Source organism: Actinoplanes lutulentus, from assembly GCF_003259845.1.
In the GTDB taxonomy this organism is placed as follows: Bacteria; Actinomycetota; Actinomycetes; order Mycobacteriales; family Micromonosporaceae; genus Actinoplanes; species Actinoplanes lutulentus.
Genome location: NZ_QLMJ01000007.1, coordinates 282818 through 304686, shown reverse-complemented (window position 1 = coordinate 304686; position 21869 = coordinate 282818). Strand labels below are relative to the sequence as shown.

At 69.0% G+C, this 21869-nt stretch carries 20 protein-coding genes; 13 read left to right on the top strand and 7 right to left on the bottom strand.

The genetic code is table 11. The features are described 5' to 3' along the window. Positions 1–152 precede the first annotated feature (152 nt). The 10 genes from B0I29_RS18270 to B0I29_RS18225 all read left to right on the top strand — a co-directional run bounded on the left by B0I29_RS18270 (position 153) and on the right by B0I29_RS18225 (position 9866). Entirely contained in the window at positions 153–692 is a 540-nt protein-coding gene (locus tag B0I29_RS18270) for a Rieske (2Fe-2S) protein (protein ID WP_111650184.1), read from the top strand. Between the two features lie 97 nt (positions 693–789). Continuing rightward, positions 790–2724 carry an excinuclease ABC subunit UvrC gene (gene uvrC / locus B0I29_RS18265; protein WP_111650183.1) on the top strand — a complete coding sequence of 645 codons (1935 nt, stop codon included), beginning with the start codon at positions 790–792 and terminating at the stop codon, positions 2722–2724. A gap of 44 nt (positions 2725–2768) precedes the next feature. Beyond that, positions 2769–3704, top strand: a complete 936-nt coding sequence (gene rapZ, locus B0I29_RS18260) for an RNase adapter RapZ (RefSeq protein ID WP_245972600.1) — start codon at positions 2769–2771, stop codon at positions 3702–3704. Next, a complete protein-coding gene (locus B0I29_RS18255) occupies positions 3701–4708 on the top strand; it encodes a gluconeogenesis factor YvcK family protein (protein WP_111650181.1) in 1008 nt (335 codons plus the stop codon). The genes rapZ and B0I29_RS18255 overlap by 4 nt, the downstream gene beginning before the upstream one ends. A 57-nt stretch (positions 4709–4765) precedes the next feature. Further along, positions 4766–5746: a DNA-binding protein WhiA gene (whiA, locus tag B0I29_RS18250; RefSeq protein WP_111650180.1), complete on the top strand. Its 981-nt coding sequence runs from the start codon at positions 4766–4768 to the stop codon at positions 5744–5746. A gap of 291 nt (positions 5747–6037) precedes the next feature. Next, on the top strand, positions 6038–7042 hold the full coding sequence (gene gap / locus B0I29_RS18245; RefSeq protein WP_111650179.1) for a type I glyceraldehyde-3-phosphate dehydrogenase: 1005 nt from the start codon (positions 6038–6040) through the stop codon (positions 7040–7042). Positions 7043–7048: 6 nt separating this feature from the next. Continuing rightward, positions 7049–8245 (top strand): phosphoglycerate kinase, encoded by a 1197-nt coding sequence (locus tag B0I29_RS18240; RefSeq protein ID WP_111650178.1) that lies wholly within the window; start codon positions 7049–7051, stop codon positions 8243–8245. Then, entirely contained in the window at positions 8245–9030 is a 786-nt protein-coding gene (gene tpiA, locus B0I29_RS18235; protein ID WP_111650253.1) for a triose-phosphate isomerase, read from the top strand. The genes B0I29_RS18240 and tpiA overlap by 1 nt, the downstream gene beginning before the upstream one ends. A 104-nt stretch (positions 9031–9134) precedes the next feature. Beyond that, the gene (gene secG / locus B0I29_RS18230) at positions 9135–9389 is read left to right on the top strand and encodes a preprotein translocase subunit SecG (RefSeq protein ID WP_111650252.1); all 255 of its coding nucleotides are present in this window, start codon (positions 9135–9137) and stop codon (positions 9387–9389) included. Positions 9390–9521: 132 nt separating this feature from the next. Beyond that, positions 9522–9866 (top strand): RNA polymerase-binding protein RbpA, encoded by a 345-nt coding sequence (locus tag B0I29_RS18225; protein ID WP_111650251.1) that lies wholly within the window; start codon positions 9522–9524, stop codon positions 9864–9866. A gap of 43 nt (positions 9867–9909) precedes the next feature. On the opposite strand, the gene B0I29_RS18220 is transcribed toward B0I29_RS18225, so the two are convergent. The 6 genes from B0I29_RS18220 to tkt form a co-directional block, all read right to left on the bottom strand. After that, positions 9910–10518 (bottom strand): GNAT family N-acetyltransferase, encoded by a 609-nt coding sequence (locus tag B0I29_RS18220; protein WP_111650177.1) that lies wholly within the window; start codon positions 10516–10518, stop codon positions 9910–9912. A gap of 39 nt (positions 10519–10557) precedes the next feature. Continuing rightward, the gene (gene pgl / locus B0I29_RS18215; RefSeq protein WP_111650176.1) at positions 10558–11277 is read right to left on the bottom strand and encodes a 6-phosphogluconolactonase; all 720 of its coding nucleotides are present in this window, start codon (positions 11275–11277) and stop codon (positions 10558–10560) included. Positions 11278–11354: 77 nt separating this feature from the next. After that, on the bottom strand, positions 11355–12341 hold the full coding sequence (locus tag B0I29_RS18210; protein WP_111650175.1) for a glucose-6-phosphate dehydrogenase assembly protein OpcA: 987 nt from the start codon (positions 12339–12341) through the stop codon (positions 11355–11357). After that, a complete protein-coding gene (gene zwf / locus B0I29_RS18205; RefSeq protein ID WP_111650174.1) occupies positions 12338–13855 on the bottom strand; it encodes a glucose-6-phosphate dehydrogenase in 1518 nt (505 codons plus the stop codon). Before zwf ends, B0I29_RS18210 begins: the two co-directional genes overlap by 4 nt. A 78-nt stretch (positions 13856–13933) precedes the next feature. Further along, complete coding sequence (gene tal / locus B0I29_RS18200; protein ID WP_111650173.1) at positions 13934–15070, bottom strand: transaldolase; 1137 nt, start codon at positions 15068–15070, stop codon at positions 13934–13936. Positions 15071–15090: 20 nt separating this feature from the next. Continuing rightward, entirely contained in the window at positions 15091–17205 is a 2115-nt protein-coding gene (tkt, locus tag B0I29_RS18195) for a transketolase (protein WP_111650172.1), read from the bottom strand. A gap of 264 nt (positions 17206–17469) precedes the next feature. Here tkt and B0I29_RS18190 point away from each other — a divergent pair, with 264 nt between their 5' ends. The 3 genes from B0I29_RS18190 to B0I29_RS18180 all read left to right on the top strand — a co-directional run bounded on the left by B0I29_RS18190 (position 17470) and on the right by B0I29_RS18180 (position 19804). Continuing rightward, positions 17470–18399 carry a heme o synthase gene (locus B0I29_RS18190; protein ID WP_221401893.1) on the top strand — a complete coding sequence of 310 codons (930 nt, stop codon included), beginning with the start codon at positions 17470–17472 and terminating at the stop codon, positions 18397–18399. 216 nt (positions 18400–18615) lie between these two features. Continuing rightward, positions 18616–18909, top strand: coding sequence for a hypothetical protein (locus B0I29_RS18185; protein WP_111650170.1), 294 nt, complete (start codon positions 18616–18618; stop codon positions 18907–18909). Between the two features lies 1 nt (position 18910). Continuing rightward, complete coding sequence (locus B0I29_RS18180; protein ID WP_111650169.1) at positions 18911–19804, top strand: ATP-grasp domain-containing protein; 894 nt, start codon at positions 18911–18913, stop codon at positions 19802–19804. A 1087-nt stretch (positions 19805–20891) separates the two neighbouring features. On the opposite strand, the gene B0I29_RS18175 is transcribed toward B0I29_RS18180, so the two are convergent. Then, positions 20892–21815, bottom strand: coding sequence for a COX15/CtaA family protein (locus B0I29_RS18175; protein ID WP_245972599.1), 924 nt, complete (start codon positions 21813–21815; stop codon positions 20892–20894). Between the last annotated feature and the right edge of the window lie 54 nt (positions 21816–21869).

Here is a 21869-nt window from a genome sequence, read left to right as displayed (position 1 = left end):
GCGAAGCCGCCCGGTCGGGAAACTAACCTCGGCCGGGCGGTCGTATGGGCATGATTTCGGTAGTGACGGTGAACTGATCAACTGCCCAGCCGCGTATCCAAGGGCGACTCCGCGTGATGGCGAGCGGAAATCCAGTACTGGGAGGGCTACACATGACCGACGTGCAGACGAGGACCGAGGCCGCGACTCACCATGAGTGCGCCAGCGCCAGTGGCGCGACCTCGACGCGCCGCTGCATCCTGGTCGGCGCGGGAGCTCTCGGCGCCGGCGCGGTCCTGGCCGCTTGTGGCACCGACAGCAGCGGCACCAACCCGAACGGCACCGACTTCGACACCAACCCGGCACCGGCCGGCAGCACCGCGGCCGGCGGCACGGGTGACGGCGACACCGGTGACAGCGGCGGCAGCGCCACGGTCCTGGTGGCGGCGTCCAAGGTCGCTGTCGGCGGTGGCGTGATCACGAACGACCTGGTGGTCACCCAGCCGACCGAGGGCACCTTCAAGGCCTTCAGCAAGGTCTGCACCCACCAGGGCTGCGAGGTCAGTGAGATCGCTGACGGGCAGATCATCTGCCGCTGCCACAACAGCTTCTTCTCGATCAAGGACGGCGCTCCGACGTCCGGGCCGGCTCAGCAGCCGCTCACCGAGACCAAGGTCGAGCTCGATGGCGACAACGTGGTGAAAGCCGCCTGATCGCGTGACGTGACAGGCCGGAGATCCGGCGCCGTGGCGGCGGCACCGGACCTCCGGTCGGGCAATTCTGTCAGTCCCAGGCACTACTGTTGGAGATGTGCCAGACCCGTCCACTTATCGTCCGGCTCCGGGTACCATCCCGGACGCCCCGGGTGTCTACCGCTTCCGCGACCCCGCCGGCCGGGTGATCTACGTCGGCAAGGCGAAAAGCCTGCGTAACCGGCTCAACTCCTACTTCGCCGACGTCTGGTCGCTGCATGCGCGCACCCAGCAGATGGTCACCACCGCCGGCAGTGTGGATTGGGTCACGGTCGGCACCGAGGTCGAGGCGCTCCAGCTCGAGTTCTCCTGGATCAAGGAGTTCGACCCCCGCTTCAACGTCAAATACCGCGACGACAAGTCGTACCCGTTCCTGGCCGTCACCCTCGACGAGGAGTTCCCCCGCCTCCAGGTGATGCGCGGCGCCAAGCGCAAGGGTGTCCGCTACTTCGGTCCCTACTCGCACGCCTGGGCCATCCGCGAGACGCTCGACCTGCTGCTGCGGGTCTTCCCGGCGCGCACCTGCTCGACCGGCGTCTTCAAACGGCACGGTCAGATCGGCCGGCCCTGCCTGCTGGGTTACATCGGCAAGTGCTCGGCGCCGTGCGTCGGCCAGGTCAGCGCCGAGCAGCACCGGGCGATCGTCGACGACTTCTGCGACTTCATGGCGGGCAAGTCCGACGCGTTCGTGCGACGGCTCGAGCGCGACATGCTGCAGGCCTCCGAGGAGCTCGAGTTCGAGCGGGCGGCCCGGCTGCGTGACGACATCGCGGCGCTGCGCCGGGCGATGGAGAAGCAGGCCGTGGTGCTCGGTGACGGCACCGACGCCGACGTGGTGGCCTTCGCCGAGGACCCGCTGGAGGCGGCGGTGCAGGTCTTCCACGTCCGGGACGGCCGGGTCCGCGGCCAGCGTGGCTGGGTGGTGGACAAGGTCGAGGACCTGAGCACCGGCGACCTGGTCCACCACTTCTGCACCCAGGTCTACGGTGGCGCCGAGGGGGAGAACGACGTTCCCCGCGAGCTGCTCGTGCCGGCCCTGCCCGAGGACGCCGACGCGCTCGCCGACTGGCTCACCGAGCGGCGCGGCAGCCGGGCGACCCTGCGGGTGCCGCAGCGCGGTGACAAGAAATCGCTGATGGAGACGGTGGCGCGCAACGCCGCCGAGTCGCTGCAGCGGCACAAGCTGCGCCGGGCCGGCGACCTGACGACCCGCAACAAGGCGCTGGAGGAGATCTCCGAGGCGCTCGGCATGGACACCGTTCCGCTGCGCATCGAGTGTTTCGACGTCTCGCAGATCCAGGGCACCGACGTGGTCGCCTCGATGGTGGTCTTCGAGGACGGCCTGGCCCGTAAGAGTGAGTACCGCCGCTTCGCGATCAAAGGCGCCACCGACGACCTCTCGGCGATGAGCGAGGTGATGCGGCGCCGGTTCGCCCGCTTCAAAGCACAGGAAGCCGTCATCGCGGAGGACCTGCCGGAGCCCGATGCCGACGGCGTCGTGCCGGTCACGCTGCCCGGCATCGATCCGCTCACCGGCAAACCGCGCCGGTTCGCGTACCCTCCGCAGCTTGTCGTCGTCGACGGTGGTCAGCCGCAGGTCAACGCGGTGGCCGCGGTCTTCTCCGAGCTGGGGATCACCGACGTCGCGCTCTGCGGGCTCGCGAAACGCCTCGAGGAGGTGTGGCAGCCGGGTGAGGACTTCCCGGTCATCCTTCCGCGCACGTCCGAGTCGCTCTATCTTCTGCAGCGCATCCGTGACGAGGCACACCGGTTCGCCATCACGTTCCACCGGGAGAGGCGTTCCAAGCGGATGACGGCCTCCGCGCTGGATGACATCGCCGGCCTCGGCGACGTGCGGCGCAAGGCCCTGCTGCGGCATTTCGGCTCGCTGAAACGCCTGGCCGCCGCGACGCCGGAGGAGATCTCCGAGGTGCCCGGCATCGGTCGGCGCACGGCCGAGACGGTCCTCGCCGCCCTTAACCCGGACCGGTAGCGGACAGGCTGTCCGGCGGTCGTCCAGGTGTCTCACGGCCTAGGATGTTGTGTCGCTCGTGCAATGCGAGCGAACCGACGCGGGAGGCGTGCGTGGACGAGGTAGTGGAGCCCGATGAGGCCGGTACCGACCTGGTGGTGGTGACCGGGCTCTCCGGCGGCGGGCGCAGCACGGTGGCCCGCGCGCTGGAGAACGTCGGCTTCTACGTGGTCGACAACCTGCCGCAGGCGCTGATGCTGGAGATGGCGGAGCTGGCCTTCGCGGCCGGTGGCGCGGCACGGCGTACCGCGATGGTGCTCGACGTGCGCAGCCGGGCGTTCTCCACCGACCTGGCGGGGGCGGTCCGTGAGCTCAAGGAACGCGGCTTCGCGCCGCGTGTGGTGTTCGTCGACGCCGATGACGAGGTGCTGATCCGGCGCTTCGAGTCGGTGCGCCGCTCGCACCCGCTTCAGGGCGACGGACGGCTGGCCGACGGGATCGCGGCCGAGCGCAAGCTGCTCGAGGAGGCCCGCGACCAGGCCGACGTGATCATCGATACCAGTCACCTGAACGTGAACCAGCTGCGGCGCCGGGTCGAGGAGCTGTTCAGCGGCGACGACTCGCGCCGGCTGCGGATCACCGTGCTGTCGTTCGGCTTCAAGTACGGCCTGCCGCCGGACGCCGACTACGTGCTGGACGCCCGGTTCCTGCCGAACCCGTTCTGGGTGCCGGAACTGCGCGAGCACACCGGCCTGGAGGAGGGCGTGAGCAGTTACGTCCTGGGCCAGGAGGGTGCCGGCGAGTTCGTCGGGACCTACGCCGGCCTGATCGCGGCGACCGCGCCCGGCTTCGAGCGCGAGGGCAAGCGGTACCTCACTGTCGCGATCGGCTGCACCGGCGGCAAGCACCGCAGTGTCGCGATCGCCGAGGAGCTCACCGCGCGGCTGTCCGGGATGCGGCTGTCCGCGCATACCTCGCACCGCGACCTGGGGCGCGAGTGACGGCGGCGGCTCCGATCCGGGTCGTGGCGTTCGGCGGTGGGCACGGCCTGAGCGCCTCGCTGCGCGCGTTGCGGCACTGCTCCCGGGATCTGAACCTGGAAATCACCGCGATAGTGACGGTGGGCGACGACGGCGGTTCCAGCGGGCGGCTGCGGGTGGAGCGTGACGCGCTGCTGCCCCCGGGTGATCTGCGCCAGGCGCTCGCGGCGCTGGCCGACGATCACCCGACGGCTCGGCGTACGGCGAGCCTGATGCAGCACCGGTTCGCGGCGATGCCGACCCAGCGCACCAGCCCTCCGGGGGAGCGGCGTGCCGACCGGTCGGTGGACACCCTGGCCGGGCACGCGGTGGGCAACCTGCTGCTGCTCGGGTTGATAGAGATGCTGGGCGACCCGGTGCGGGCCCTGGACCACGCGGCCGAGATGGTCGGCGCGCAGGGCCGGGTGCTGCCGATGGCGCTGCACGCTGTCGGTATCGAGGCCGACATGGTGGGTGCCGCGGGTGAGGCGACCACCGTTCGGGGACAGCACGCCGTGGCCGTCGCCGACGGCCGGGTGAGCGCGCTGCGCCTCGTCCCGCAGGATCCGCCGGCCTGTCCGGACGCGATCGCCGCGGTCACCGCGGCCGACTGGTTGATCTTCGGCCCGGGTAGCTGGTACACCAGCGTGTTACCGCATCTGCTGGTGCCGGAACTCGCTGCGGCGATCGTGGCGAGCCCGGCCCGTCGCCTGGTCACGCTCAATCTGAGCGCCGACAAGGAGACGTCCGGTCTCTCCACGGCCGACCACCTGGCGGCGCTGCACTGGTACCTCCCGGAACTCCGGGTCGACACGGTGCTCGCCGACGCCAAGTGGGCGGGCGAACCGGAACCGGTGCGTGCGGCAGCGCTCGCCCTCGGCGCGGAACTGGTATTGGCACCCGTCGCCGTGGCGGACGGCAGCCCACGGCATGATCCTGAGTCGTTGAGCGTTGCACTGGTGCCAGTATTGGGCTCCGCTCGTTAGTTACTGGCGTAGTGCGGCACACACTCTTCAGATCCGGCGCATGAGGTGACTAGAACGATGGCGATGACGGCAGCGGTCAAGGACGAGCTGAGCCGGGTCGATGTTCCGAAGCCCTGCTGTCGCCGGGCCGAGATGGCAGCTCTGCTGCGTTTCGCCGGTGGCTTGCACATCGTTTCCGGCCGAGTGGTGGTCGAAGCGGAACTCGACACCGGCGCGGTGGCGCGGCGGCTGAGGCGCGAGATCTCGGATGTCTACGGGTACCAGAGCGAGGTGCACGTCCTCGCTTCGGGCGGCCTTCGCAAGGGCAGCCACTACATCGTGCGGATCGTCAAGGACGGCGAGGTTCTGGCCCGCCAGACCGGCCTCCTGGACGTGCGGGGCCGCCCGGTGCGCGGTCTGCCGCAGCACGTGGTGAACGGCAACGTCTGCTGCTCGGTGGCTGCCTGGCGGGGCGCGTTCATGGCGCACGGCTCGCTCACCGAGCCGGGCCGCTCCAGCGCCCTGGAGATCACCTGCCCGGGACCGGAGGCGGCTCTCGCTCTGCGCGGCGCCGCGCGCCGCATCGGGATCACCGCGAAAGAGCGCGAGGTACGCGGCGTCGACCGCGTGGTGATCAAGGACGGCGACGCGATCGCGGCGCTGCTCACCCGGATCGGCGCGCACTCCAGCGTGCTGGCCTGGGAGGAGCGGAGGGTACGCCGTGAGGTCCGCGCCACCGCGAACCGGCTGGCCAACTTCGACGACGCGAACCTGCGCCGCTCGGCGCGGGCAGCGGTGGCGGCGGCGGCCCGGGTCACCCGCGCCCTGGAGATCCTCGCCGACGACGCTCCGAACCACCTGACCTCGGCCGGGGCACTGCGGCTGGAGCACCGGCAGGCCTCGCTTGAGGAGCTCGGCGCGCTGGCCGACCCGCCGCTGACCAAGGACGCCATCGCCGGCCGTATCCGGCGGCTGCTGGCCCTGGCCGACAAACGGGCGCGTGACCTCGGCATTCCCGACACCGAAGCGGCGGTAACGCCGGAAATGATGGCCTGTTAGACCGTCATGTGACCTTTGGCCCTGTCCGAGCCGGTGCCCAGTTTAGGTAACGTTCAGGTCGCGGCCCCGCTGCCTGATGAATACCCGGTCTCGGATAGGGTCACTTATGACGGCGACGGTGCCGGCAGTTCGGCCGAACCCCCCGCTGTGACACGTCGCCAACTCCGGTTGCGGCGTTCCACGCGCTTCGGGCGCGGCGGCCGGGCATCCTTGTGCCTGCTCTCCATTCGGCTGGCATGCAGACCCTCCGCCGGTCGCAAAATCCGGCGGACCGAAACGAGGAGACCACCTGTGACCATCCGGGTTGGCATCAACGGCTTCGGCCGTATCGGTCGTAACTTCTTCCGCGCGGTGCAGCAGGCGTCCGGCGCCGACATCGAGATCGTCGGCGTGAACGACCTGACCGACAACGCCACTCTCGCCCACCTGCTGAAGTACGACAGCATCCTGGGCCGTCTCGGCCACGAGGTGAAGGCGTCCGCCGACGAGATCAGCGTCGGTGGCAAGTCGTTCAAGGCGTTCGCCGAGCGCGACCCGAACAACCTGCCCTGGGGCGACCTGGGTGCCGACGTCGTCATCGAGTCGACCGGCTTCTTCACCGACGCCACCAAGGCGAAGGCGCACGTCGACAAGGGCGCCAAGAAGGTCATCATCTCGGCTCCGGCCAAGAACGAGGACATCACGATCGTGATGGGCGTCAACGACGGCCTCTACGACTCGGCGAAGCACACGATCATCTCGAACGCTTCCTGCACCACGAACTGCCTCGCCCCGATGGCGAAGGTTCTGAACGACACGATCGGGATCGAAAAGGGTCTGATGACCACGATCCACGCGTACACCCAGGACCAGAACCTGCAGGACGGCCCGCACAGCGACCTGCGTCGCGCCCGCGCCGCCGCGCTGAACATCGTGCCGACCTCGACCGGCGCCGCCAAGGCCGTCAGCCTGGTGCTGCCGGAGCTCAAGGGCAAGCTGGACGGCTTCGCGCTGCGTGTGCCGATCCCCACCGGCTCGGCCACCGACCTCACCTTCACCGCCGCGCGTGACACGTCGGTCGAAGAGGTCAACGCCGCCATCAAGGCCGCCGCCGAGGGCCCCCTCAAGGGCATCCTGGTCTACACCGAGGACGCGATCGTGTCCTCGGACATCGTGACCGACCCGGCCTCGTGCATCTTCGACGCCGGCCTCACCAAGGTCATCGGTGGCAACCAGGTCAAGGTCGTCGGCTGGTACGACAACGAGTGGGGCTACTCGAACCGCCTCGTCGACCTGGTCAAGCTGGTCGGGGCCTGATCTAACTTGAAGACTCTCGACGACCTGCTCGGCGAGGGTGTCTCGGGTCGGCGCGTGTTCGTGCGCGCCGACCTGAACGTCCCGTTCGACAAGGCAAATCCGGGTGTCATCAGTGACGACGGCCGCGCCCGCGCGGTCCTGCCGACGCTGATCGCCCTGCGCGATGCGGGCGCCCGCGTGATCGTGGCGTCCCACCTGGGCCGTCCGAAGGGCGCGCCGGACCCTGCATTTACGCTCGCGCCGGTCGCTGCCCGGCTGGGTGAGCTGCTCGGCTCGTCGGTTGTCTTCGCTGAGGACACTGTCGGCGCCTCCGCCTCGGCCGCGGTCGAGGCTCTTGAGGACGGGCAGGTGCTTCTTCTGGAGAACCTGCGCTTCAACAAGGGCGAGACGTCGAAGGACGACGCGGAGCGTGGCGCTTTCGCCGACGAACTGGCGAAGTTCGCGGACTTCTACGTCGATGACGCTTTCGGTGCGGTGCACCGCAAGCACGCGTCGGTGTACGACGTACCGGCCCGGCTGCCGCACTACGCCGGTGGACTCGTCCTCAAAGAGGTCGAGGTCCTGAAGAAGGTCTCGGAGAGCCCGGAGCAGCCCTACGTCGTCGTTCTCGGCGGTTCGAAGGTCTCCGACAAGCTCGCCGTGATCCAGGCGCTGCTGCCGAAGGTGGACAAGCTCCTCGTCGGTGGCGGCATGTGCTTCACGTTCCTCAAGGCGCAGGGTCACGAGGTGGGCAAGTCCCTCCTCGAGGCCGAGATGATCTCCGTGTGTGCCGACCTGCTGGAGCAGGCGGACGGCCGGATCGTCCTGCCCGTCGACGTGGTCGCGGCCACCGAGTTCTCGGCGGACGCCGAGCACGACGTCGTGGATGTCTCGGACATCCCGGCTGACCGGCTCGGTCTCGACATCGGCCCGAAGTCGACGGCTCTCTTCGCCGAGGCTGTCGCCGGTGCGAAGACGGTCTTCTGGAACGGCCCGATGGGCGTCTTCGAGCTCGCTCCGTTCGCCGCCGGCACCCGCGGTGTCGCCGAGGCGATCACCAAGATCGACGGCTTCTCGGTCGTCGGTGGCGGCGACTCGGCCGCGGCGGTACGCACGCTCGGCCTGGACGAGACCGCGTTCGGCCACATCTCCACCGGCGGGGGCGCGTCCCTGGAGTACCTCGAAGGCAAGACGCTGCCGGGCGTCGCCGCACTGGAGAAGTGATGACGACCCGTAAGCCGATCATTGCCGGCAACTGGAAGATGAACCTCAACCACTTCGAGGCGAATCTCCTCATCCAGAAGCTGGCCGCGAGCCTCACCCCGGCCCAGCTGGACGCGGTCGAGACCGTCGTGCTGCCGCCCTTCACCGACCTGCGTACCGTGCAGACCGCTGTGGACGGCGACAAGCTCGGCATCGCGTACGGCGCTCAGGACATCTCGCAGCACGCGTCCGGCGCGTACACCGGTGAGATCGCCGGCTCGATGCTGGCGAAGCTCGGCTGCAGCTACGTGGTGATCGGGCACTCCGAGCGCCGCGAGTACCACAACGAGACCGACGAGCTGGTCAACGCGAAGATCAAGGCGGCCTTCACGGCCGGCCTGACCCCGATCTTCTGCGTCGGCGAGGGCCTGTCGGTCCGCGAGGAGTCCGCTCACGTGGGCCACTGCACCTCGCAGGTCGACGCGGGCCTGGACGGGCTCAAGGAAGACCAGATCAAGCAGATCGTCATCGCGTACGAGCCGGTCTGGGCGATCGGCACCGGCAAGACCGCCACGCCGGACGACGCGCAGGAGGTCTGCGGCGCGATCCGTGCGCGGCTGGTCGAGAAGTACGGCGCCGAGGTGGCCGAAGCGGTCCGCATCCAGTACGGCGGCTCGGTCAAGGCGGGGAACATCGCCTCGATCATGGCGCAGCCGGATGTCGACGGCGCCCTGGTCGGTGGCGCGGCTCTGGACGCCGAGGGCTTCGCGGCCATCGTGCGCTTCCCGGAGCACGTAGCTCGCTGATCTCTGATCACATGCAGATCGCGCGTGCCCGGCCGTAACAAACGGCCGGGCACCCGCTATTGTGGGACCGCTTGCTGTGCCCTTCGAGAGGAATGAACCCGACCATGCCGATCGCGTTCGCTTACACGTTGATCGTGTTGCTGATCACCACCAGCATTCTGCTGACCCTGCTGATCCTGCTGCACCGGGGTAAGGGCGGCGGCATGTCGAGCATGTTCGGTGGCGGCGTCACCTCCAGCCTGGCCGGTTCCTCGGTGGCGGAGAAGAACCTGGATCGCTACACCGTTCTGGTGGGCATCATCTGGTTCGCCTGCATTGTCGGCCTCGGTTTCTGGCTCAAACTTCAGCTGGCTTCCTGACGGGCGCTCATAGTCGTACAATCTGCCGCGCGGCCGGTTTTTCCGGCCGCGCGGTTTTTTGTCCTCGCCGTCCGGTTTGACCAACCCCCGCCCGGGCGGCTCTTGAGGCCCCTCGAGACAGGAGTGACGTCCGTGTCCAGTGGCAGCGCTATCCGCGGCAGTCGTGTCGGGTCCAGCCCGATGCGGCCCGACGAGCGCACCGAACCCGCACCGCGCAGGCAGATCACGTATTTCTGCGCGGCCGGCCACGACAGCCAGATCTGGTTCGCGGCGGAGGCCGCGACACCGGATACGTGGGACTGCCCTCGCTGCGGGCAGCCGGCCGGTCTCGACCGGTCGAACCCGCCGGGCCGGCTCCGCGCCGAGCCCTACAAGTCGCATCTCGCGTACGTGAAGGAGCGCCGCTCCGAAGAGGACGCCCAGGCGATCCTCGCCGAGGCGCTCGCCAAGCTGCGCCAGCGGCGCGGCGAGCGTTAGACAGACGCGGTTGAGGCCGGCCGCACGGGGGCGGCCGGCTCAATCAGCTCAGCGGTGTGGTGTCCCGGCCCAGGAAGAGCGCGCCCGCGTCCGGCACCTCGACGTCGTGGAAACCGAGACGCTGGTAGAACCGGTACGCGCCGTGGTTCTCCGGCGCCATCCCGAGGTGCACCCGCGAGACGCCGGCGTCGCGCAGCCCGGCCAGGAACGCCGCCATCAGCTGCCGTCCCAGCCCCTGGCCCTGCGCCTGCGGCAGCAGGTCGATGTGCAGATGTGCCGGATAGCCGGCCAGCTCCGGGATCAGCATCCGCTCCGGCTCGTGATGCAGATCGAGCATCCCCTCGTCGCGGGGATCCCCGGCGACGAGACGGTCCACCGTGGCCGGCAGCCACTCGGCGCGGTACCACTTCACGAACGCGGCGGTGTCGGCCGTACCGAGGATGTAACCGATCGGATTGCCCTCGCCGTCCTCGGCCACATGGGCGTGCTCCGGCTCGTGCACCACGTACGGCACCGCCCAGATGTCCCCGAGCAGCCGATCCGAGCTGTACAGCCCCCGCGCGTCCTGCCCTGCGGCGCCGGTGCGCGCACAGATGTCGTAGATCGCTTCAAGGTCACTGGGCCGGTAGCTGCGGATCGTCACGGCCGCCATTCTAAGGAGAGGGCGCATAACGCCCTCTCCTCACCACGCTCAGCGGATCTCTGACGCCGCTGCCCGGTCCAGCAGCCAGAGGGTCTTCCGTACGCCCACAGCGCTCCCAGCCGGCAGCGAAGCACCACCGTGGACGGCGCCGATCGGGGCCGCCTTGTCCGGTCCGGCCGCGATCAGCCACACCTCGTCGGCGCTCCGGATCGTCGAGAAGGTCAGCGTCACCCGGGTGGGCGGCGGCTTCGGGCTGTCGAACACCGCGGCCGCGCTCCCGGTCGCCTCAAGGCCGGGGTGGCCGGGGAACAGCGACGCCACATGGCCGTCCTCGCCGACACCGAGCATCAGCACGTCGAAGCGGGGGAGGGTGTCACCCAGCTCGGCCGCGTACCGGGCAGCGGCCGCGACGGCGTCGTCGCCGTCCGGGCCGTCGGTGGCCGGCATCGCGTGCACCCGGGCCGGGTCGAGCGGCAGCTTGTCCAGCACCGCCTCGCGGGCCTGGGTCTCGTTGCGGTCCGGGTCGCCGGACGGCAGGAAACGCTCGTCGCCCCACCACAGGTCCACCCGCGACCAGTCGATCGCCGCGGCGGCGGGCAGGTCACTGAGCGAGCGCAGCACCTTCGCCGCGACGCGCCCGCCGGTCAGCACCACGCTGGCCGTGCCGTGCACCGCCTGCGCGTCAATGATCTTGATGGCGAGCCGTGCCGCCACCGTCGACGCCAGGATGTCGGCGTCCGGAACAACCACGACCACGGTCTCACTCAATTTGAGGTCTCTCCCCTATGAAGGGCCGCCCGCCGCGATGCGGCGGACGGCCCGGTGTCGAATTCGGCAAACGATGATCAGGAAGCCGCACTGGCCGCGCGGGCGGCCAGTGCCGGGTCCTTCCAGACGTGTACGCGCATCGGCGCCCGCTGGCTCAGGTCCGGCACGCCGGCCATCGCGCTGAGAGCGTCCGCGTAGATCTGGTCGGCGTCGAGCCGGCGCAGCTCCTCGGCGAGTTCGTCACCGACGGCCCGCTTCGGCAGCGGCATGTACCGGTCCTCCTGGCCGGTCCGGCTGAACAGCGCCGTACCTTCCTCGCGGGTGACCCGTACACAGTCGCCGTTCTCGCACAGCAGCTCCACCGAGTGCAGGCGAGGTGACCGGTCGGTGTGCTCCAGCACCGGCTCGATGCCGAGGCGGGACTTGAGCCAGCCGAGCATCAGCCACGCGGTGGGGTCCTTCTCCGGCGCCACGATCCGAGCGCCGGTGACCCGGGCGTCGGTCGAGTCGAACGCGCCGGCCACCAGCGTGCGCCAGAGGGTGATCCGGGTCCAGGTCAGGTCGGTGTCACCGGGTGCGTAGTCCACGGCCCGCTGGCGCAGTGCGGCCACCGGGTCGGGGGACTGCGCGGCGTCGGTGATCCGGCGGTCCGCGACGACGCCGAGGAAGTCGTTCGCGATCGAGTTCGGCGGTTCCTCGTGCCACCACGAGACGACCGGCACGTCCGGCGCCAGCAGCGGCATCACCACCGACTCGGCGTGCAGGGCGAGACGGCCGTACATCCGCATGACGACCGCCTCGGCGGGGCCGAGGCGCCCGCCCACGACGATCTCCGCGTCCAGGCGGCTGCGGCCGTCCATGTCGGAGCGCACCACGATGAGCAGACGGCACGGGTGTGCGGCCGCGGCGATGGTGGCTGCCGCTTCCGCCTCGCGTACCTTCTTCTCCTCGACCACCGCGATCAGGGTGAGCGCCAGGCCGGAGGCCACGCCGCCGGCACTGCGGCGTTCGGCGGCCAGGGCCTTGACTACCTCGTTGCCGGTGGTGTCCCAAAGGCCGATCATGCTCGCCTCCAAGCACGGCCCTCGCGGGCCAGCATCTCGTCGGAGGCCCGGGGGCCCCACTCACCGGACCGGTACGGCTCCGGAGCGGTACCCGCCCAGGCGGCCTCGAGCGGGTCGATGACCCGCCACGACTGCTCCACCTCGGCAGCGTCCGGGAAGAGTGTGCGGTCACCGATCAGCACGTCGAGCACGAGTCGCTCGTACGCCTCCGGGCTGGATTCGGTGAACGCCTCGCCGTACTGGAAGTCCATCGCGATGTCGCGGACCTCCATGGCGGTGCCCGGCACCTTGGAGCCGAACTTCAGCACCACGCCCTCGTCCGGCTGGACGCGGATGACGAGCTGGTTGTGACCCAGCATCTCCACGTCGGCCGGGTCGAACGGAAGGTGCGGCGCCTGCTTGAACAGGATCGCGATCTCGGAGACCCGCCGTGGCATCCGCTTGCCGACCCGTACGAAGAACGGGACGCCGGCCCAGCGCCGGTTCTGGATGCCGAGCCGGACCGCCGCGTACGTCTCGGTGTTGGAGTTCGGCGGGATGTTCGCCTCTTCCAGGTAACCGGGTGCGCGCTCGCCGGCGACCCAGCCGGACAGGTACTGCCCGCGGACCGAGCCCGTCGAGATGTCGGCCGGCAGACTGATCGCTTTCAGAACTTTGAGCTTCTCCGCCCGTACCTCTTGGGGGTCGAAGCTTGTGGGCTCTTCCATGCCGACCAGAGCGAGTAGCTGCAGAAGATGGTTCTGCAGTACGTCGCGTGCGGCGCCGGAGGCGTCGTAGAACGCCGCCCGGGAGCCGATGCCGACGTCCTCGGCCATGGTGATCTGGACACTGTCGACGTACTTGGAGTTCCAGACCGGTTCGAACAGGCTGTTCGCGAAGCGAAGGGCCAGGATGTTCTGAACCGTCTCCTTGCCCAGGTAGTGGTCGATCCGGTAGACCTCCTGCGGATTGAACACGTCGTCGACGAGTTCGTTCAAGGAGACCGCGGAGGCGAAGTCGTGGCCGAACGGCTTCTCCACCACGACCCGGCGCCAGCCGCCGAGTTTCGCGTTGTCCGCGAGCCCGGTGCGGTTGAGCTGGTTGAGCACCAGCGGGAACGCGGCGGGCGGGATGGAGAAGTAGAAGGCCGTGTTGCCGGTGATGCCATTGCGCTCACGGAGATCATCGAGAGTCTCGGAGAGCTTGTCGAAGTCGTCGTCGTTGTCGAAAGAGCCGGGAACGAAGTGGAATTGACTGTTGAGTCGCTGCCAGACGTCCTCCCGCCAGGGCGTCCGGGCGCCCTTCTTGGCGGCGGCGTAGGCCAGCGACTCGAAGTCGCCATCACCCCAGTCGGCGCGGGCGAAGCCGACGACCACGAAGCCAGGCGGTAGAAGACCGCGGTTGGCCAGGTCGTAGACGGCCGGGATGAGCTTTTTACGGGACAGGTCACCGGTGACCCCGAAGATCACCAGAGCGCAGGGCTCCGGAATCCGCGGAAGCCGACGGTCCTGTGCGGTACGCAGCGGATTACCCACGTTGCCATCCTGCCAAATTTTCGTCAGATGGAACGGCCTGTCGCGGGGACTCCCGCGACAGGCCACAAAAACCTCGGGTCAGGCAGCGTCGCTGGGGTTCTTGGCACCGCCGGCGGCGGCCTTCAGCGACTTCGTGACGCCCTCGAGCAGCTCGTTCCAGGCAGCCTCGAACTTCTCGACGCCCTCGTCCTCAAGGACCTTGAAGACGTCGGTGAGGTCGATTCCGGCCGCCGCGAGGTCGGTGAAGACCTGGTGAGCGCTCGCGAAATTCGCGGTGACGGTGTCGCCGCGGGTGGTGCCGTGGTCCTCGTACGCGAAGATGACCGACTCCGGCATGGTGTTGACCGTGCCGGGCGCGATCAGCTCCTCGACGTAGATCGTGTCGAGGAAGTCGGGGTTCTTCGTGCCGGTCGACGCCCAGAGCGGACGCTGCGGGTGGGCGCCGGCGTCGGCCAGGGCCTTCCAGCGGTCGCCGCTGAACACCTTGGTGTACGCCTCGTACGCCAGCTGAGCGTTGGCGATGGCCGCCTTGCCCTTGAGGCCCTTGGCCTCGTCCGAGCCGATCTTGTCGAGCCGCTTGTCGATCTCGGTGTCCACGCGGGAGACGAAGAACGACGCGACCGAACCGATCTTGCTGAGGTCGTGGCCGTTCGCCTTGGCCTTCTCCAGGCCGGTCAGGAACGCGTCGATGACCGCCTCGTAGCGCTCGACCGAGAAGATCAGCGTCACGTTCACGCTGATGCCCGCGCCGAGAACCTCGGTGATGGCGGGCAGGCCGGCCAGCGTCGCCGGGATCTTGATGTAGAGGTTGGGGCGGTCCACCAGCCACCAGAGGGTCTTCGCCTCGGCGACCGTGGAGGCGGTCTCGTGCGCCTTGCGCGGGTCCACCTCGATGGAGATCCGGCCGTCGATGCCGTTCGAGGCGTCGTAGGTCGGGCGGAACACGTCAGCGGCCCAGCGGACGTCCTTGGCGGTCATCAGGCGGACGGCCTCCTCGACCGTCACACCCTGGACCGCGAGGTCGCGCAGCTGCTCGTCGTACGCGTCAGCGTCGGAGAGAGCCTTCTGGAAGATGCTCGGGTTGGTGGTGACACCGACCACGTGCTGGTCACGGCGCAGCTTCTCCAGCGAACCGCTGGTCAGCCGTACCCGGGAGAGATCGTCGAGCCACACCGCAACGCCTTGCGCGGAGAGCTCAGCCAGCCTGTCCGTCATTTGCCTTGCTCCTTAAGAATTCAGTTGCCGGTCTTGTGGCCGGTGATCTCGCCGACCTTGGCGAGTGATGCGTTGGCCTTCGCGACGACGTTGTCGGGAGTGAAGCCGAACTGCTCGAAGAGGATCTTCGCCGGGGCGCTGGCGCCGTAGTGCTCGATGCTGACGGCCTCGCCGGCGTCACCGAGGATGCGGTCCCAGCTCATCCGGATGCCGGCCTCGACGGTGACGCGAGCCTTCACGCCACGCGGGATGACCTGCTGCTGGTACGCGATGTCCTGCGCGTAGAACCACTCCTGGCACGGCATCGAGACCACCCGGGTCGGGGTGCCCTCAGCCTCGAGGCGCTCCTGCGCGGTGAGCGCGATGGACACCTCGGAACCGCTGGCGATCAGGATCACCTTGGGCTCGCCGGTGGACGCCTCGGACAGGATGTAGCCGCCCTTGAGGGTGCCCTCGGCCGACGCGTACTTGGTGCGGTCGACGGTGGGCAGGTTCTGCCGGGACAGCGCGAGCGCGGTCGGGCGGTCCTTGTTCTCCAGGGCGCCACGCCACGCGTACGCGGTCTCGTTGGCGTCGGCCGGGCGGACCACGTCGAGGCCGACGATCGCGCGCAGCGCGGTCAGCGTCTCGATCGGCTGGTGCGTCGGGCCGTCCTCGCCGAGGCCGATCGAGTCGTGCGTCCACACGAACGTGACCGGCAGCTTCATCAGCGCGGAGAGGCGGACCGAACCACGCATGTAGTCACTGAAGACCAGGAACGTGCCGCCGTACGGGCGGGTGCCGCCGTGGACCGCGATGCCGTTGAGGATCGAGCCCATGCCGTGCTCACGGATGCCGAAGTGCAGCGTGCGGCCGTACTCGTGGCCCGGGAACTCCTTGGTGGCGTACTCCGCCGGGATGAAGGACGGCTCGCCCTTCATCGTGGTGTTGTTGCTCTCCGCCAGGTCGGCGGAGCCGCCCCAGAGCTCGGGGAGCACCGGCGCGAGCGCCTCCAGGACCTTGCCGGACGCGGCGCGGGTGGCGATGCCCTTCTCGTCCGCGGGGAAGACCGGGAGCGCGTCGAGCCAGCCCTCCGGCAGGGTGCGGGTGGCGAGACGCTCGAACAGCGCCTTGCCCTCGGCGTTGCCGGCAGCCCAGGCGCCGTACGCCTTGTCCCACTCGGCGTGCGCCGCCTTGCCGCGCTCGACAACCTGCTGCGCGTGCTTCACGACGTCGTCGTCGATGGCGAACGGCTCGTTGGCGAAGCCCAGGATCTTCTTGGTCGCGGCGATCTCGTCGGCGCCCAGCGCGGAGCCGTGGATCTTGCCGGTGTTCTGCTTCTTCGGCGCGGGGAAGCCGATGATCGTCTTGAGGACGATGAAGGACGGCTTGTCGGTCACCGCCTTGGCGGCCTGGATCGCGTCCCAGAGGGCCTCGACGTCTTCGTCGTAGCCGTTCTCGCCGCGCCAGTTCACGGTCTGGACGTGCCAGCCGTACGCCGCGTACCGGGCGCCGACGTCCTCGGACTTGGCGATCCGGGTGTCGTCCTCGATGGAGATCTCGTTGTCGTCGTAGATCACCGTGAGGTTGCCGAGCTTCTGCACCGACGCGATGGCGCTGGACTCGTGGCTGACACCCTCTTCGATGTCGCCGTCCGAGCAGAGCGCGTACACGCGGTGGTCGAAGGGGGACTGGCCGGCGGCGGTGTCCGGGTCGAACAGACCGCGCTCGCGGCGGGCGGACATCGCCATGCCGACCGCGTTGCCGATGCCCTGGCCCAGCGGGCCGGTGGTGATCTCGACGCCGGGGGTGTGCCCGTACTCGGGGTGACCCGGAGTGAGCGAGTCCCACTGGCGCAGGGACTTCAGGTCATCCAGTGAGGTGCTGTATCCGTTGAGGAAGAGCTGTACGTAAAGCGTGAGGCTCGAGTGTCCGCAGGACAGCACGAAGCGGTCGCGTCCCGCCCACTGCGGATCCGTGGGGTCGTGCCGCATCACGCGGTTGAACAGCAGGTAGGCGGCCGGCGCCAGGCTCATAGCGGTGCCGGGGTGGCCGTTGCCGGCCTTCTCCACGGCGTCCATGGCCAGCACCCGGCTGGTGTCCACCGCCTTGCGGTCGAGGTCGGACCAGTTGAGAGCGGGATCTGTGGCAGCCACGTCGGTTGTGCTCCTCGGGCAAAATTATGGAACCCTTTTCGGCTTGACCCTATCCAGTCGGGCTAAACACGTGCGCAGTGAACGCCCTAGGCACATACGCTGTGAGCGGACACGCCGGATCAAGTGGTGTGACCGTCTGCACCCGCACTGGGTGCCCCGAGCAGCGGAGACGGCTGCGCGTAGGCTGTCCGGGCGAGCCGCTGGGTGAATACCCGGCAACGGCCGCGAAATAAAGCCGATGCCGGAAGGTGGCTGTCCGTGAGCATGATCACCGAGCGTCCCGTCCACCGACGGTCGCCCGGCGTGGCGGAGCGTGCGCCGCGTAACCGGATAGCGCTTCTCAGGGCGTACCTGGCGCTCACCAAGCCGCAGATCGTCGAGCTCCTTTTAGTAACCACAGTGCCGACCATGATGCTGGCCGCAGGCGGCTGGCCCGACCCCGTGACGTTCGCGGCGGTCCTGGTCGGAGGCGGTCTCGCCGGTGGCGGGGCGAGCGTCCTCAACTGCTACATCGACCGTGACATCGACCAGTTGATGCGGCGGACCAAGCGCCGTCCACTCCCGGCCAACCAGCTCACGCCGCGTGCCGTGCTGATCTTCGGATTGACGCTGTCCGTCGTGTCGCTGGTGGTCATGGCGTTGCTCACCAACTGGCTCGCCACCGTCCTCACCGCAGCGTCGATCTTCTACTACGACGTGATCTACACGATGTGGCTGAAGCGCCGGACCCCGGCGAACACCTTCTGGGGTGGCGCCTGCGGTGCCGCGCCCGTGGTGATCGGCTGGGCCGCGGTGACCGGGTCCATCCCGCCGCTGGCCTGGGCGCTTTTCGCGGTTGTCTTCTTTTGGCAGATGCCGCACTTCTACGCGCTCGCGGTGAAGTACAAGGACGACTACGCGCGGGCCGGCATTCCGATGCTCCCTGTTGTCCGGTCGATGAGCAGGGTCAATTTCGAGATCCTGGTCTACACCGTCCTCACTGTGGTCGCTTCGCTCGTGGCCTGGCCGCTCGGTCTCGGACCGATTTACGGCGTGACCGCCATCGTGATGGGCCTCGTCTTCCTCGCCGAGGCGATCCGGCTGGTGGTCAAGACCCGCGCGGGTGACACGGTGAACCCGATGCGGCTGTTCCACTTGTCGATCACTTATTTGACCGTGGTCTTCATGGCGATCGCTGTCGACGCTCTCATCTAAGCGTCACCGTCCCGCCTGCCGTCGCACCGGATGTCCGGATTGTGATCAGTGTCAGTTACTGTCCGTCACTCGTTGGGTTGATATTGGTTGACCTGACAATTCGGGCGTAATCAACTCAAAACAATGCCGCAGATTACGAAACCTGCTGGTAATTGGAGTCACAAAACAAGTCCGGGGTTACCCACGGGGCGTCCTTCACTGCTTAGGCTGCGACCTATGGCAGAAGGTTCCGTTACGACACTGACCCGCGAGATCAAGTCTTTCGCCGCCGAGCACGACGGCGCCAAGGCGGTGATCGAGTACGTCGGTAAGCGCGGCGCCCGCATCGTCCTCGTCGGAGAGGACGGCGAGTGGTCCGACCAGTTCGCCCAGGACACCGGTGTCGCTCGCGAGGCTTGCGAGCAGGCCGGCGTCGCCGTGGAGAACGAGTGGGAGCGGGAGCTCCTGGAGCAGATGCGTCCCAGCAACGACCTGTGGCGTTCGATGGCGCGCCGGAGCATGGCCCGCTGAAGTGAGCACCGCCACCCGGGTCGCACTCGTGACGTGCGCGACCTTTCCTGACCTCTGGGACGACGATCACCCCCTGCGCGACGCCTTGCGCGAGCGCGGGGTGATCGTCGAGGCGGTCCGCTGGGACGACGAGTCCGCGGACTGGTCCCGTTACGACCTCACGGTCATCCGTTCCCCATGGGATTACGTGGCCCGCCACGACGCGTTCGTCGCCTGGGCGCACCGCGTGCCCCGCCTGGTGAACCCGGCCACGATCGTCGAGTGGAACACCGACAAGGTCTACCTCCGCGACCTCGCCGCCGCCGGCATCCCGACCATCCCCACCGAGTTCGTCGCACCGGGCCAGACCTGGAAGCCGCCGGCCGAGGGTGAGTGGGTGGTCAAGCCGACGATCAGCGCCGGCAGCCAGGACACCGGCCGCTACGCTTTCCCCGCGCAGAGCGAGCAAGCCGAAACTCTGGTCACCCGCCTCCACGCGGCCGGCCGAACCGCGATGATCCAGCCCTATCTGCGAGCGGTCGACACGGCCGGCGAGACCGCGCTCCTGTGCCTTCCGGACAAATCGGGCGAGCTCTCGTTCAGCCACGCCATCCGCAAGGGCCCCATGCTGAAGGGCCCCGCCGACGGCACCATCCAGCCGGGCGACGAGTCCATCACCCCGCGCACGCCCTCGCAGGCGGAACGGGACGTGGCGGCGCGGGTTCTGGCCGCGATCCCAGGTGGGACGTCCCAGCTCCTCTACGCCCGGGTGGACCTGATCCCCGGCCCGGACGGCGCCCCCACGCTGATCGAGCTGGAGCTGACAGAACCCAGCCTCTTCCTGCGCTCAGCCCCCTCAGCGGCGGACCGTCTTGCCGACGCCATTTTGGTACGCGTAACCGCACACCTCTCGTGAGTCCCCCGCGAGGTCTCGCGGTGCCCCAGGCCGCAACGCGCCTCTCGCGACACGTCGCCGGCCACTCCCTGCCCAACCCTTCGCCGCCGGCTCCCGAGCCCGCCCTCGCTCCGCCGTTTGCCGCCGACTCCCCGCGTGGTTCAGGCCGTAGCGCGGCCGTGTCGCTGGTCCAGGTCCATTCGCGCGGCTTGCGGTGGTTGCCGGGTCGAGCTGGGTCGCCACGCGGGCTGGGTGCGAGCTCAGGCCGTTGCGCAGCTTCCGCTCCGCCTCGATCCAGGCCGTAACGCGGCCGTCTGCCAAGCGCGGCCGCGAGGCGAGGCTCGACCGGTGAGGCGTGGTGTGGCTGCGAGGGGGCGGGCCGTAGCGCATGTAGGTCATCGGGCCGGATGACCTCTCTGGGCTACGGCTCGGGTGAGGCCACGGCGTGGGTGAGGCTACGGCGCGGGGTGAGGCTGTGGCGCGGGGTGAGGCTACGGCGCGGGTGGGCTTTACGGGTTCGGGGCGGGTTGCGGGGCTCCGGCCGTAGCTCGCGCATGTAATCGGGGCGCTATTTCGTGGCTGGGCTACGGCCGGGCGGTGTCAGCCGTCGTTGAGGCACGTTATGGGCCGGTCATTCCATGGCTGGGCGACGGCTCGCGGCGTTCCGGTCGTGCCGGGGTCGATCTTGCGAGCTCTGGGCCCGGCCCTGGATCCCGGGGGCCTGGATTCCGGCCCGGCACTGCCATGCGCCGCGCTCATCGGGTGGGCCGGCGACCTCGCCGCGTAACGGCCGGGGCCATGCAGGCAGGTTGGGTGGCGCAACGGCCTGGACTCGCGCTCACCCCGCCTGGCATCCCGAGCTTGACCCGGCACCCAGGGCGAGCCGCGCGAAGGGAGCTGGGATCGGCGACACGGCCGCGTCGCGCGAAGGGGGCTGGGGCCGGTGACGCGGCCGCGTCGCGGCCGAGAGCCGCGGGGGAGCCGGTAGCGGGACGCGTAGGGGGAGTGGCCGGCGACGTGTCGCGAGAGGGGCGCTGCGGCCTGGACCCGCGTCAGAGGTCGCGGGGGACTCTTGAGAGGTGTGCGGTTACGCGTACGGAAAAAGGGGTTAGGCGGTGACCGATTCGTAGGGGGTGAGGGTTTCGGTGGGGTTTGGGGCTTCTTGCTGTGGGCGGGTGCGGAGGGACCAGAGGACGGCGAGGGTGGCTGTCCAGGTGATTGCGGCGCCGAGCATGTGGGCGGCGACCAGGAGGACGGGGAGGTGGGTGAAGTACTGGACGAAGCCGATGATGCCCTGACCGAATTCGACCAGGATCAGGACGCCGGCCGCTCGGATCGTGTGTGCGGGGGCGTTGATCGCGCGGAGGGCGAACCAGAGGGCGACGGACAGGCCGATCAGGAGGAAGACCAGGTCGGCGTGGACCTGGGAGATCGTGGCCGGGTCGAGGCCGTTGCGTTTGGCGCCCTGGTCGCCGGCGTGCGGGCCGCTGCCGGTGACGATGACGCCGACGGTGATGACGGCGAGGCTGACCGACGCGGTGATCCAGGCGAGGTGGCGGATCGGGGCCGGGACCAGCGGGATCGGCTTGGCGTCGCCCTCGTCGATGCGGCGCCAGAGGGCGTAACAGCCGGCGATCAGCGCGATCGAGAGCAGGAAGTGGATGCCCACGACCCACGGGTTGAGGTTCGTCAGGACCGTGATGCCGCCGACGATGCCCTGGCCGGGGATGCCGAGCGCGACCACGACGGAGAGCACGATCAGCGATTTGCGGCGCGGGCGGTTGAGCAGCGCGGCGAAGAACGTGGCGAACGCCAGGGCGACCAGGACGAAGGTGAGCAGGCGGTTGCCGAACTCGATCATCCCGTGGACGCCCATCTCGGACGTCGTCGTGTAGGAGTCGTCGGTGCATTTCGGCCATGTCGGGCAGCCGAGGCCGGAACCGGTGAGTCGAACCGCGGCACCGGTGACGATCAGCGCGGCATTGGCGATCAGCGACGCGAGGGCCAGCGGGCGCAGCACGGAGTACTTCACGCGACGGATCGTACGCGCGGGGTACGACACGAATTTTGGCAGCTCCGGTCACCG

Coding starts and splice junctions, on each gene's coding strand:
- whiA (WP_111650180.1), top strand. CDS start 4,766: ATGGCGATGACGGCAGCGGTCAAGGACGAGCTGAGCCGGGTCGATGTT.
- B0I29_RS18210 (WP_111650175.1), bottom strand. CDS start 12,341: ATGATCGGCCTTTGGGACACCACCGGCAACGAGGTAGTCAAGGCCCTG.
- tpiA (WP_111650253.1), top strand. CDS start 8,245: ATGACGACCCGTAAGCCGATCATTGCCGGCAACTGGAAGATGAACCTC.
- B0I29_RS18270 (WP_111650184.1), top strand. CDS start 153: ATGACCGACGTGCAGACGAGGACCGAGGCCGCGACTCACCATGAGTGC.
- tal (WP_111650173.1), bottom strand. CDS start 15,070: ATGACGGACAGGCTGGCTGAGCTCTCCGCGCAAGGCGTTGCGGTGTGG.
- B0I29_RS18185 (WP_111650170.1), top strand. CDS start 18,616: ATGGCAGAAGGTTCCGTTACGACACTGACCCGCGAGATCAAGTCTTTC.
- B0I29_RS18190 (WP_221401893.1), top strand. CDS start 17,470: ATGATCACCGAGCGTCCCGTCCACCGACGGTCGCCCGGCGTGGCGGAG.
- B0I29_RS18220 (WP_111650177.1), bottom strand. CDS start 10,518: ATGGCGGCCGTGACGATCCGCAGCTACCGGCCCAGTGACCTTGAAGCG.
- rapZ (WP_245972600.1), top strand. CDS start 2,769: ATGTTGTGTCGCTCGTGCAATGCGAGCGAACCGACGCGGGAGGCGTGC.
- secG (WP_111650252.1), top strand. CDS start 9,135: ATGCCGATCGCGTTCGCTTACACGTTGATCGTGTTGCTGATCACCACC.